This is a genomic window from Chromohalobacter sarecensis (genome assembly GCF_023061135.1).
GTDB lineage: Bacteria > Pseudomonadota > Gammaproteobacteria > Pseudomonadales > Halomonadaceae > Chromohalobacter > Chromohalobacter sarecensis.
The window spans coordinates 176,921-189,024 of the sequence record NZ_JAKGAN010000006.1; the positions used below are offsets into that span (position 1 = coordinate 176,921).

Here is a 12,104-nt window from a genome sequence, read left to right on the forward strand (position 1 = left end):
CTTCCATCGCGAATAAATTCGCTCCCACAACACCAGACTGGGTGGCAAGGAGCTTTTGTGGGAGGGACTTCAGTCCCGATGGTTTTAGCCAGCCAACTTCATCGCGAATAAATTCGCTTCAACTAATACTCAAAATAATATTAGCTCTCGGCTCGAAACTTCAGGTTTCCCCCAACAGCCGCAGGCTTTCCATGGGTGCCTGACGACGTACCTGACGCGTCAATAGATGGCCGATGCCTCCGATGAGCAGTCCACCGCCTATGGGCATCACGATCCATAGTGGCCAATGCAGGCGCGGCGGCAGGTCGAACCACATCAAGTAGACACCCAGCGCCGCCGCTTCCGCCAGCAATGCGCCCAGCAGACCACTGGCAATGCCCAACAATGCGAATTCGGCTCCCTGGATCCGTGCGATCATGCGGTCGCCGGCGCCGAACACACGCAGCAGGGCGCTTTCGTGCGCGCGCATCGGGCGGCTCGCGGTGAGCGCGGCGTAGAGCACGCTGATTCCCGCCAGCAACACGAATACCAGCACCAGTTCGATGGCACGCGTCACTTGAACCAGCAATTCGCGCACTTGCTCGAGAATCGCGTCGACATTGAGTAGCGAGACGCCAGGATAGCGCGAGACCAGCTCGCCGATGGTCGTCTGGCGCTCGTCCTCCAGGTGGAACGCCGTGATATAGCTGTGGCTGAAGCGCTCGAGCGTCCCCGGAGGAAAGATCACGAAGAAGTTGGGGCGAAAGCTTTCCCAGTCGAGGCTGCGCAGGCTGGTGACGCGTCCCTCGACCGCTTCACCACCGATATCGAACCGCAGCACCTCGCCCAATGTCACGCCCAGGCGCTCGGCCAGATCCTGTTCCATGGAGATGGGTACCGGGCGGTCGTCTTCGACAGACGCATCCGCATCGAACCATTCGCCGGCCACGATGCGATTGCCCTCAGGCAGTGTCTCGCGCCACGTCAGATTGAGCTCGCGGCGCAGCACGTTGGCGTCACGTTGATCGGCCGGCACTGAGTCCTCGGCGGCGTCACCATCGATGGCGACCAGCCGCCCACGCACGATGGGATACAGGGCACTACGCGTATCGCTGGCACCCTCGACGATCTCGCGGAAACCTTCACGCTCGGCCGGCTGGATATTGATGGCAAAATAGTTGGGCGTGTCCTCGGGCAACTGCGATTCCCAGGCGGTCACCAGATCACCGCGCACCAGAGCAATGATCGCCATGGCCGCGAACGTGACCGAGAAGGCCAGCAACTGCCCCAGGCTGGCATGTCGGCGACGTGCCAGTTGACGCGCACCAAGACGCCAGGCATGCCGTGCGCCGTGGCGGCGCTCGCCGGCGACGCCTCGCACCAGGCGCAGCAGGCCTGTGAGCAATCCGAGACCCAATAACCACAGGGCCGCCAGCGCCAGTTCGCCGCCAATCAAAAGCCCCAGCGAGAGCGTGAAATCGCCCGAATACAACCACAGCAAGGCGCCGAACACCCCACTGGCGATGACCACCACGGCCCAGCCGGCCATGGGCACGGGATCGAGCTCGCGTCGCAGTACCTTGAGCGCGCTCACCCGCTTGAGACGCAACAAAGTGGGGCCTGCGAAGCCGATGAGCACTGCCAGTGCCGTGAGTATCCCCATCAATAACGGCAACGGCCCGGGCGGCGGCAGTTCGAGCGGTAGAAAATTCGTCAGAATCACCAGCAAGCCCGCCTGTCCCAGCAGGCCCAATAGCGCGCCCACCACCGCCGCCGCCAATGCCAGCCAGGCGAGCTGCAGGGCAAACAATGTCACCAGTTGTCGCTGCGAGGCGCCGAAACAGCGCAGCAGCGCCGCCGTATCCAAATGGCGATCGACATAGCGACGCGTGGCCATGGCCACCGCAACCCCCGCCAACAACACCGCCGCCAATCCCGACAAGCTCAGGTAACGCTGGGCGCGATCCAGCGCACCGCCCAGCCGGGGCCGATCTTCGCGCACGTCGCGCACCTCGACGCCGTTGTCGCGCAGCCTCTCCAGGCGCGACTGCACGCGCGCCACGGCCTCGGGCGGCCCCTTGGCCAACAGCTCGTATTCGAGCCGCGAGCCGGGCTGCACCAGGTCAGTCGCCGCCAAATCGTCGCGGTGCATCATCACGCGCGGATTGAAGGCCGAGAATCCCGCGCCCTGATCCGGCTCGCGCTCGATCAGGCCGCTCACGGTGAGCGTGCTGTCGCCTATCGCGAGCGTGTCACCGATGTCGAGCTCCATCAGCCGCGCCAGCCGCGGCGCCACCCACACGCTGCCGGGTGCGGGACCGTGAGCCAGCGTTTCGAGGCCCTCGCCACGCTCGACGCGCACTTGCCCATACAGCGGGTAAGCGGCGTCAACGACCTTGAGGCTGGCCGGTTGAAAGGCATCGTCGCGACTGACCATCGAGATCAGGTCGACCTGTTGCGAGAGCGCCAGCCCGGCATCGCGCAGCGTCTGGCGAAGCTCCTCGGAGAAAGGGTCGCTTTGTTCGAGTACCAGGTCGCCGCCCATCAACTGTCCGGCCTGCCGGGTCAGCCCCCGGTCGAGACGATCCAGAAAGAAACCGATCATCGTCGAGGCCGCCACCGCCAGCGCCAGCGCCACGAACAGCGCCCGCACATCGGCGGCACGAAGATCGCGCCACAACCCCTTGAGCGATAGCGAGAGAGCCTTCACAAGGCCACCTCTTCATGGCTCATGGCCTGCAGGCGTCCTTCTTCAAGGCGCAGGCAACGCCCGCAGCGGCGCGCCAGGGCATGATCGTGTGTGACCAATATCAGGGTCGTGCCCATTTCCCGATTGAGCTCGAACAGCAAGTCGATGATATGCGCCCCCGTGGTGCGATCGAGGTTACCGGTGGGCTCATCAGCGAAGACCAGCTTTGGATGGCTGACGAAGGCACGCGCCACCGCCACGCGTTGCTGCTCACCGCCGGAGAGTTGCTTGGGTAGATGGCCGAGCCGTTCGCCGAGCCCGACTCTCGTCAACCAGGTGCGCGCTCGCTGCTCATCATCGCCCGAAGGCGAAAGCTCCTGGGGCAGCAGGACATTTTCCAGCGCCGTCAGCGTAGGCAGGAGCTGGAAGTTCTGAAACACGAACCCCACTTGCCCAGCACGTAGCCGCGCCCGGCCGTCCTCGTCCAGGGTGCTCAGCGATTCACCGAATAACTGGATATCGCCTTCACTGGGCGTATCCAGTCCTGCCAGTAAGCCCAGCAGGGTCGACTTGCCCGATCCGGAACTCCCCAGAATGGCCACGCTCTCGCCGCCATGGACGTCCAACGCCAAGTCGTCGAGAATCGTCAGTACACGCTCACCGCTGCGCACGCGCTGTGTAACGTGACTTGCGCGTAAAATGGAAGTTTTCGCTTTATTCAAGGAGTCGTCGGACATGCGTGAGAGTTCCTTTTCCTGGATACGCGGGGGCATGCGTATCCTGATGGTCGCCGTGTTGTGCTTCGCTGCGGTAAATGCCGTGCATGCGCGCGCCAATACCCTGCTGGTGGTCGGCGATAGCCTGAGCGCGGCACACGGTATCGAGCGCGACGCCGGCTGGGTCAACTTGCTTCGGCAACGCCTCGGCAGTCAACACCGGGTAATCAACGCCAGCATTAGCGGCGACACCACCTCGAGCGGCGCGGCACGTCTGCCGGAGCTTCTCGAGCGTCACGCCCCGGACATCGTGCTGCTCGAACTAGGCGGCAACGACGGCCTGCGCGGGCTGTCACCACAGCAGATGAAGCTCAATTTGCGTGACATGATCGAAAAAAGCCAGACCGCCGACGCACGCGTACTGCTGCTGGGTATCGAAATACCACCCAATTACGGCGCTTCTTACACCGATGCCTTTCGCGGCGTCTTCCGACAGCTCAGTGAAGAATACGACATTCCCTTAGTGCCCTTCATTCTCGACGGCATCGCCCTGCAAGACGCCATGATGCAGGACGACGGCATTCATCCCACCGCCGAGGCACAGCCGATCATTCTCGACAATGTGTGGCCCAAGCTGAAAGCCCTGTTATCCGACGATGCCGATAAACCGTAATCATCACGTTTGTTGTAACGCCCATTCCTCGGTTGATTTTACGCATATCAGCGATGACTATTTCACTTATGCTTATGCTTACCGCGCAGAGCTGATCGTCGACAAGGAAATTCTGATGAGTGACATGGACACCGCACTGGTGGCCGCCTACCGATTGAACGGCCAAGGCGGCGGTGAATTATTGAGCGTACGCGACCTGCAGGCCGCCTGGGGCGGTGATGAGGCGCCCATGTGGATGCATCTCGACTTTCGCCACGACGATATCGCGACCTATCTCAACGACTTGGCGGAGCTAGACGAGACAGTGGTCGAGGCGTTGCTTGAGGAAGACACGCGTCCGCGCGTGGCCAAGTTCGGGCGCGGCGTCGTCACCACGCTGCGCGGCGTCAATCACAACCCCGGCGCTGCCATGGACGACATGATCTCGCTGCGGGTGTGGATGACACCCAAGCGCATGATTACGCTGCGTCGCAGGCCGCTGAAGGCCGCCAGCGATGTGCGTGAACGCCTGGATGCCGACGAAGGCGCGTTGTCGGTGCCCGACCTCCTCGCCTGGCTGGTCGAGGCGCTGGTGGACCAGGTCGGCGACTATTCACACCAACTCGATAACGCCCTCGGCGAGCTCGAGGAATTGCAACTCGCCAAGGGCGCTGTCGACGCCGATGATCTCACCCGGCTACGCCGCCCCTTCATCACCCTGCGGCGCTTCATGGGGCCGCAGCGTGACTGCCTTTCACAGCTTGCCCAGAGCCCTCAGTGGCTCGATGAGACGACCCAGGTTGCATTGCGCGAGAACGCCAATCAGCTCTCGCGCTACGTCGAGGATTTCAGTGCCATGCAGGAACGCGCGTTGATCCTCCAGGAGCAGATCTGGAGCGAGCACAACGAGCAGCTCAACCAGCGCATGTACATGCTGGCCATCATCACGACCGTTTTCCTGCCTTTGAGCTTCTTGACTGGACTATTGGGCATCAACGTGGGCGGCATCCCCGGCGCCGACAGCCCCTACGGTTTTGCCGTCTTCATCACCATTACGCTGGTGATGGGACTGGGTGTGATGTGGCTGCTCAAGCGCAAGCATTGGTGGTGAAGCCGAGACGACTTCACCGCAACTCCATCGGGACTGAAGTCCCTCCCACAAAGGCCCCTTTGCCACCCGGCCTAGTGTTGTGGGAGCGAATTTATTCGCGATGAAAGCTGACACAACTCCATCGGAACTGAAGTCCCTCCCACAAAAGCCCCTTTGCCACCCGGCCTGGGTGTTGTGGGAGCGAATTTATTCGCGATGAAAGCTGACACAACTCCATCGGAACTGAAGTCCCTCCCACAAAGGCCCCTTTGCCACCCGGCCTGGGTGTTGTGGGAGCGAATTTATTCGCGATAAACCCTGCATTTTTCAGGCTTATCGATCCGTATGCCCCAGATCTCGCTCGGGATCGAGCCGGTCGCGCAACTGCTGCTTGAGCCATTTGATATCCGGGAAGCCGCCGTCGCGCTTGCGCTCCCAGATCACATCGTCGTCATCGTAGACGACCTCGAAATGGCCGCCGTGGCTGGGTGCTAGCGCCACTTGCTCGAGGTCTTCGCCGAAGGTCTGCAGCAGTTCCTGGGCATACCACCCGGCGCGTAACAACCAGTGACATTGCGTGCAATAATGGATGCGAATGCGGGACATGGCGAGCGCGCCTCCGTCGGTGTATAGGGCGGTCATGATGCGACGACCGTGCCGTCCGGACAAGTCGGACAATCGTACCCCCCAGCCAGCGTCTGCCAGAGGTCGAGATGTAATACGTCGCGTTGAAATCCACCCCCGGCATGGCCATGATGAGTGCATGACAGTCCCAAGGAACGCAGAGACGATGAAACGACCTCCGATGATCAGCCCGGCGCTACTTGAACGTATTGTCAATGCGTCAGACGATGGCATCGTGGTGGCCGAACAGGAAGGTGACGAAACCATCCTGATCTATGCCAATCAAGGCTTCGAACGGCTCACCGGCTACAGTACCGACGAGATCCTCTATCGCGACTGCCGTTTCCTGCAGAACGGCGACCACGACCAGCCTCAACTGGATACCATTCGCCAGGCGATCCGCGCCGGACAGCCCTGTCAGGTGGTCTTGCGCAACTATCGCAAGGACGGCTCGATGTTCTGGAACGAACTCTCGATCACGCCTGTCTACGACGATGAAGATCAGCTGACCTACTTCGTCGGCGTGCAGAAGGATGTCACCGCGCATGTCGAAGCGATGCAGGAGCTCGAGCGTCTACGCGCCGAGCGCGGGCAGGCCTGAGGAGGCATTTCAAGCAACGGGGCTTGCGTGATGTAGGCGCGTATCGCGCTAGCCTTTACGCTACACCCCCTCTATCATCGTGACTTGTGATCCATTTCCCAACCAAACCGGAATTCCATGGCGCAATACGTCTATACCATGAATCGGGTGGGCAAGATCGTCCCCCCCAAGCATGAAATCCTCAAGGATATTTCGCTTTCCTTCTTCCCTGGCGCAAAGATCGGCGTGCTCGGCCTCAACGGCGCGGGCAAGTCCACTCTGCTACGGATCATGGCCGGTGTGGACAAGGAATATAACGGCGAAGCACGTCCCATGCCGGGCATCAACATCGGCTATCTGCCGCAGGAGCCCGAGCTCGACGACGCCAAGGACGTCCGCGAGACGGTCGAAGAAGCCTTGAGCGAGATCACCGAGGCACAGGCACAGCTCGAAGCGGTCTATGTTGCTTACGCCGAGCCGGACGCCGACTTCGACGCCTTGGCCGCCGAGCAGGCACGTCTCGAGGACCTCATCGAGGCTGCCGACGCGCACAATATCGAGCGCAAGCTGGAAGTCGCCGCCGAGGCCCTGCGTCTACCGCCCTGGGACGCCAAGGTCGGCAACCTCTCCGGGGGCGAGCGCCGTCGCGTGGCATTGTGCCGCTTGCTACTCTCGAGCCCCGACATGCTGTTGCTCGACGAGCCGACCAACCACCTCGACGCCGAATCGGTGGCCTGGCTGGAACGCTACCTGCATGACTACAGCGGCACCGTGGTGGCGATCACCCACGACCGCTATTTCCTCGACAACGTCGCCGGCTGGATTCTCGAGCTGGATCGCGGGCAAGGTATTCCCTTCGAGGGCAACTACTCGCAGTGGCTGGAATCGAAGGAGAAACGCCTCGAGCAGGAAGCCAAGCAGGAGGCTTCCAAGAACAAGGCGATCAAGCAGGAGCTCGAGTGGGTGCGCAGCAACGCCAAGGGGCGTCAGACCAAGAGCAAGGCGCGCCTGAACCGCTTCGAGGAAATGCAATCCGGCGATTTCCAGAAGCGCAACGAGACCAACGAGATCTACATTCCGCCCGGTCCGCGCCTCGGCGACAAGGTCATCGAGTTCCACGACGTGGCCAAGCGCTTCGACGACAAGTTGCTGTTCGAGAACCTCTCGTTCCAGCTACCCAAGGGTGCCATCGTGGGCATCGTCGGCGGCAACGGCGCCGGCAAGTCCACGTTGTTCAAACTGATCACCGGCATGGAACAGCCCGACAGCGGCGAGGTCGTCACCGGTGAGACCGTGGACATCGCCTACGTGGAGCAGTTGCGCGATCACCTCGACGACAAGCAGACCGTCTGGGAAGCGGTATCCGACGGCCAGGACATGATCAGCATCAATGGCTACGAGATGTCGTCGCGCGCCTACGTGGGGCGTTTCAACTTCAAGGGCAACGATCAGCAAAAACGTCTATCGGAGCTCTCCGGGGGCGAGCGTGGGCGCTTGCAACTGGCTCAGACTCTCAAGCAAGGCGCCAACGTCCTGCTGCTCGACGAGCCCTCCAACGATCTCGACATCGAGACGCTACGTGCCCTGGAAGAAGCGCTGCTCGCCTTCCCCGGCTGCGCGCTGGTCATCTCGCACGACCGCTGGTTCCTCGACCGTATCGCGACCCATATCCTCGCCTATGAAGGGGATTCCAGCGTTAAGTTCTTCGAGGGCAACTACAGCGAGTACGAGGAAGACTATCGCCAGCGCGTGGGCAACGACACACCCAAGCGTATGAAGTACAAGCGTATCGACGCCTGACCGGCTCCGCCGGAGACGTAAGAACGCCCGCTGCGCGGGCTGAAGTTTGAAGCTGGAAGAAGACCCCACAACCGCCAGGTTCGTGGGGTCTTTTTATGACTCCCCTCTTCCAGGCGCGAAGCGGGCGTTCTTCCCGGCTTTTATAGACGCTTAGCGTCAATAAAAGCCGGGCTCGCCCTTCGGACGTGTCTTGAAACGCCTATGCAGCCATAGATACTGCTCTGGATGGCGGCGAATGGCGTCTTCGATGACAGCATTAATGCGGGTGGCATCGGCCACCTCGTCACCGCTGGGAAAGTCCTCCAGGGGCGGCAGGTATTCCACCGTATACGTCTCGTCCCCGGGATTACGATGAAAGATCAACGGAATCACCGGCGCCCCGGTCATGCGGGCGATCTTCGCAGTGAGCCTGACAGTAGCTGCCTCGACGCCGAAAAAGGGCGCAAAGACGCTGGCATCACGCCCGAAGTCCTGATCCGGCGAGTACCACACGGCATGGCCTTCCTTGATACGACGCACCACGCCGCGGAGATCGTAGCGATCTAGAATCGCGTCGAAGTAAGGGGCCCGAGCCCGGTCCATGACACGAGCGAAGAGGGGGTTGTCATGGGGACGCTGGACGGCATCGGCGCGAAAGTAAAGCGCATGCAGCGCGGCCCCGAGATCGAGGGTCGAGAAGTGCACTCCGAGGATCAACGCCCCTTTACCCTCGGCCTCCAGCTTGGCTCTGTGCTCCTGGCCCTTGAAGACGACCCGGTGGCGCAGATGCTCAGGATTCCGACACCAGGCGGTGGCCGTCTCGATCAGACCGATGCCATTGGCGATGAAGGTCTCGCGGACCAGTCGTGCCTGCTGCCGCTCGTCCCTCTCGGGAAAGCACAGTCGGATATTGGTCTCGGTGATGTGGCGTCGCCGACGCGCGAAACGCCAGGCGCATAGCCCAATGACCCGCCCTACCGCCATCTTGAGACGCCAGGGTAACCAAGCACCGAGACGCATGGCCCCAATGGCCAGCCAGGTGGACCAATAGCGGGGATGAGCGAAACTCTCAGGAAATGCGTGCTTGGCCATGGATAAGCGGTTCCGTCATATAGCGAAAAGTGTCAAGTTTAACCAACGGTACAAGAAACTTCAGCGCCACCTAGTCTGATATTGTGGGAGCGAATTCATTCGCGATGGACGCTGGCTCAACTTCATCGGGACTAAAGTCCCTCCCACAAGGCCTTGCCTTCAGGTACATGCCCTCAAAACTAACGATAGCGACGCGGCACGCGGGGTAATACACCGGTCATCAGCGTATAACTGATGGTATCGCAGTGACGCGCCACTTCGTCTATGGGCAACCCTTCGCCCCATAGCACCACCTGGCTACCGATATTCGCTTCGGGCACCTCGGTAATATCGACCGTCAGCATATCCATGGAGACCTTTCCGGCCAATGGCGCGCGACGTCCCTCGACGAGCACCGGCGTACCATCGCGTGCATGGCGATCGTAGCCATCGCCGTAACCACAGGCGACCACGCCGATGCGCGACGGGCGCGGCGCCTGCCAGCGTCCGCCGTAGCCGACCGCCTCCCCCGTCGCCAGCTCACGCACTGCGATGATCTCGGAGCGCAAGGTCATCACCGGCTTGAGAGCGCGACTGGCATCGTTCGCGCCTTCCAGTGGGTCGCTGCCATATAGCATGACACCCGGACGGTTCCAGTCGCCATGGGCCTGTGGCCAGGCCAGCGTGGCCGGCGAATTGGCGAGGCACACCGGTGCCCCGAGCCGTACACGCAGCGCTTCGATACACACCAGCTGGCGATGGAAGTACGCCGGCTCGAGCGCATCGGCGGTGGCGAAGTGCGTCATCAAGTGCAGATCGGTCACCTGGGCCGGCGCCGCTTTCAGACGTTGCCAACGCGCCTCGAACGCCTCCGGCGCAAATCCCAGACGATGCATGCCGGAATCCAGCTTGAGCCAGGTTGGAATCGGCGCCCGAGGCCGATACGCCAGCAAGGCGTCGAGCTGCCAATCGCTGTGCACGGCGATCCATAACCGATGTGCGTCGATGAGCGGTAATTCCTCGGCGGTGAAGAATCCCTCCAGCAGCATGATCGGCTGCGCGATTCCCGCGTCGCGCAGTGCGACCGCTTCCTCGAGACTCGCGACGGCGAAAGCAGGCGCCATATCGGCCAGAGCGTTGGCGCATTGTATCGCCCCATGGCCGTAGGCATCCGCCTTGATGACCGCCACGGCGCGGCTATGCGGCGCTTGATCGCAGGCAAGACGGTAATTGTGGCGCAAGGCGCCCAGGTTGATATCGGCGACCAACGGCCGGGACATGGCGAACATTCCTCCTGACAAGACAATAATGGGCGCCTATTCTACCTCGCCCACACAGCATGGTGCGCGGCACGACGTAAAACGCCGCACCCGAAGGTGCGGCGTGACGAACAGGGCTTATCAAACCTTACCTCAGGGCCTGGACGACTGCTCCATCGTGGGTCGCTCGCCGATGTCATCCATCTGGCTCATGCCGCCATCTTCGGGCAGGCGTAGCGTCACGGTCTGAGTCTCCCGCAGCCATTGGTTGAGATCGCGTATCACGTCCTGATCGAGCACCCCGGCCTGTTGGCGAAGTTCCACCATGTCGGTCACATAGGTGTAACGCGCATCGGCATAATCGGAAACGGCCTGATACAGGCTCTGCTCGGCATCGAGTACGTCGACGATATTGCGGGTGCCCACCTCGTAGCCGGAGCGCGTGGCTTCCAGCGCGCTACGGTTGGAGACAATCGCCTGCCGCTGGGCCTCGACGCTTTCGACATCGTTCATGACCTGCGTGAACAGTGAGCGTACCTGCTGCGTGGTGTCGCGACGCTGGGCCTCGAAATCGTACTGTGTCGCCTCCAGCGAGTAAGTCTGCTGACGCACCTGCGCGCTGGTCGTGCCGCCACTGTAGATAGGCAGCGAGGCCTGCAGCCCGACTTGCGTATCCGCGTTGTGACCGTCCAGATAATCCTGGTCACTATCCGAATAATTATAGTTGGCGAAGGCCGAGAGCGTCGGTTTATGCCCAGCCTCCGCCTGATCGACTTCCGCACGTGAAACATCGACCGCAGCTTGCGCTGCCTGCACGCTGGGGTTGTTGGCGATCGCCATCTGAATCCAGTTATCGCGCCCCGCCGGCTCGGGAGACTCGATGGGAATATCGTCCGACAAGGCATCGATACTGTCGTAACGCTTGCCGGTCAGGCGTTCCAGCGCCTCGAAACTGACCTGCAGATCGTTTTCGGCGGAAATACGCTGGGAGCGGGCAAGGTCGTAAGACGCCTGCGCCTCGTTGACATCGGTGGTCGCCACCAGCCCGACATCGAACTGCTCCTGCGCCTGGTCAAGCTGACGCTTGATCGCTTTCTCTTGGGAAATACTCGCCTCGAGCACGTCATTGGCACGCAGGATCTCGAAATACGCCGAGGCGACATCGTAGAGCAACTGCTGACGGTCAGCTTGCAGCAAGAGCGCTTGCTGACCGGTCTCGCGCTTGGCGATTTCAAGCTCGGCCCAGCTCGTGGCGTCATACAGCGCCTGGGTCAATTCAAGCCCGGCACTGGTCGAGTTGTAGCTATCCTCGGAGTTCCCCACACCACTCTGAGTACCACCCTCCTGACTCTCAAGCGTGTTGTTGTGCGCGACCTGCGCGGTCGCGTCAATCTGCGGCAACAAGCTGCCACGCGCCACATCACGTCCGGCATCGACACTCTGGAAGGTCGACTGCGAGGCGCCCAGAGTAGCGTTGTTCTGCAGCGCGTCCTGAGTAATGGTCCACAAATCGGCGGCGTGCGCCTGAGAGGTGACAGCAGCGGCGATCAACACCGGCAATAGACGCAGCCGAAATTTCGGCGATGACGGCTCTCGAGAGGACATCGGCTTGGGTTCCTTACTTTTGACGTACGTTCTTTTGACGCACGGTCTTTTGACGAACGT

The 12,104-nt window shown here is 61.5% G+C and carries 10 protein-coding genes; 4 read left to right on the forward strand and 6 right to left on the reverse strand.

The genetic code is table 11. From position 1 onward, the window contains the following. Nucleotides 1-160: 160 nt before the first annotated feature. Nucleotides 161-2,689, reverse strand: a complete 2,529-nt coding sequence (locus L1071_RS11370; protein ID WP_246974888.1) for an ABC transporter permease — start codon at nucleotides 2,687-2,689, stop codon at nucleotides 161-163. Further along, entirely contained in the window at nucleotides 2,686-3,405 is a 720-nt protein-coding gene (locus tag L1071_RS11375; protein WP_246974891.1) for an ABC transporter ATP-binding protein, read from the reverse strand. Before L1071_RS11375 ends, L1071_RS11370 begins: the two co-directional genes overlap by 4 nt. 46 nt (nucleotides 3,406-3,451) lie before the next feature. On the opposite strand from L1071_RS11375, the gene L1071_RS11380 reads away from it, so the two are divergent. Both L1071_RS11380 and L1071_RS11385 read left to right on the forward strand, forming a co-directional pair. Further along, nucleotides 3,452-4,057, forward strand: a complete 606-nt coding sequence (locus tag L1071_RS11380) for an arylesterase (protein ID WP_246975096.1) — start codon at nucleotides 3,452-3,454, stop codon at nucleotides 4,055-4,057. Between the two features lie 115 nt (nucleotides 4,058-4,172). After that, on the forward strand, nucleotides 4,173-5,147 hold the full coding sequence (locus L1071_RS11385; protein WP_246974894.1) for a zinc transporter ZntB: 975 nt from the start codon (nucleotides 4,173-4,175) through the stop codon (nucleotides 5,145-5,147). Between the two features lie 312 nt (nucleotides 5,148-5,459). Here the strand turns inward: L1071_RS11385 and L1071_RS11390 are convergent, their stop codons facing one another. Next, complete coding sequence (locus tag L1071_RS11390; RefSeq protein ID WP_246974897.1) at nucleotides 5,460-5,732, reverse strand: Rdx family protein; 273 nt, start codon at nucleotides 5,730-5,732, stop codon at nucleotides 5,460-5,462. 184 nt (nucleotides 5,733-5,916) lie between these two features. Between L1071_RS11390 and L1071_RS11395 the strand changes: the two genes are divergently transcribed. Then, the gene (locus tag L1071_RS11395) at nucleotides 5,917-6,351 is read left to right on the forward strand and encodes a PAS domain-containing protein (protein ID WP_246974900.1); all 435 of its coding nucleotides are present in this window, start codon (nucleotides 5,917-5,919) and stop codon (nucleotides 6,349-6,351) included. Between the two features lie 117 nt (nucleotides 6,352-6,468). Continuing rightward, nucleotides 6,469-8,130: an energy-dependent translational throttle protein EttA gene (gene ettA / locus L1071_RS11400; protein ID WP_246974903.1), complete on the forward strand. Its 1,662-nt coding sequence runs from the start codon at nucleotides 6,469-6,471 to the stop codon at nucleotides 8,128-8,130. A 156-nt stretch (nucleotides 8,131-8,286) separates the two neighbouring features. Here ettA and lpxL read toward each other — a convergent pair whose 3' ends face one another. The 3 genes from lpxL to L1071_RS11415 all read right to left on the reverse strand — a co-directional run bounded on the left by lpxL (nucleotide 8,287) and on the right by L1071_RS11415 (nucleotide 12,044). Next, nucleotides 8,287-9,201, reverse strand: a complete 915-nt coding sequence (gene lpxL / locus L1071_RS11405; RefSeq protein ID WP_246974907.1) for an LpxL/LpxP family Kdo(2)-lipid IV(A) lauroyl/palmitoleoyl acyltransferase — start codon at nucleotides 9,199-9,201, stop codon at nucleotides 8,287-8,289. Between the two features lie 179 nt (nucleotides 9,202-9,380). Next, complete coding sequence (alr, locus tag L1071_RS11410; protein WP_246974911.1) at nucleotides 9,381-10,460, reverse strand: alanine racemase; 1,080 nt, start codon at nucleotides 10,458-10,460, stop codon at nucleotides 9,381-9,383. A 132-nt stretch (nucleotides 10,461-10,592) separates the two neighbouring features. After that, nucleotides 10,593-12,044 (reverse strand): TolC family outer membrane protein, encoded by a 1,452-nt coding sequence (locus L1071_RS11415; protein ID WP_246974914.1) that lies wholly within the window; start codon nucleotides 12,042-12,044, stop codon nucleotides 10,593-10,595. Nucleotides 12,045-12,104: the final 60 nt, after the last annotated feature.

Bases quoted from the DNA above. Each gene is read 5' to 3' on its own strand.
- L1071_RS11375 (WP_246974891.1), bottom strand. From the start codon at position 3,405: ATGTCCGACGACTCCTTGAATAAAGCGAAAACTTCCATTTTACGCGCA.
- L1071_RS11380 (WP_246975096.1), top strand. From the start codon at position 3,452: ATGGTCGCCGTGTTGTGCTTCGCTGCGGTAAATGCCGTGCATGCGCGC.
- L1071_RS11385 (WP_246974894.1), top strand. From the start codon at position 4,173: ATGAGTGACATGGACACCGCACTGGTGGCCGCCTACCGATTGAACGGC.
- L1071_RS11390 (WP_246974897.1), bottom strand. From the start codon at position 5,732: ATGTCCCGCATTCGCATCCATTATTGCACGCAATGTCACTGGTTGTTA.
- L1071_RS11395 (WP_246974900.1), top strand. From the start codon at position 5,917: ATGAAACGACCTCCGATGATCAGCCCGGCGCTACTTGAACGTATTGTC.
- ettA (WP_246974903.1), top strand. From the start codon at position 6,469: ATGGCGCAATACGTCTATACCATGAATCGGGTGGGCAAGATCGTCCCC.
- lpxL (WP_246974907.1), bottom strand. From the start codon at position 9,201: ATGGCCAAGCACGCATTTCCTGAGAGTTTCGCTCATCCCCGCTATTGG.
- alr (WP_246974911.1), bottom strand. From the start codon at position 10,460: ATGTCCCGGCCGTTGGTCGCCGATATCAACCTGGGCGCCTTGCGCCAC.
- L1071_RS11415 (WP_246974914.1), bottom strand. From the start codon at position 12,044: ATGTCCTCTCGAGAGCCGTCATCGCCGAAATTTCGGCTGCGTCTATTG.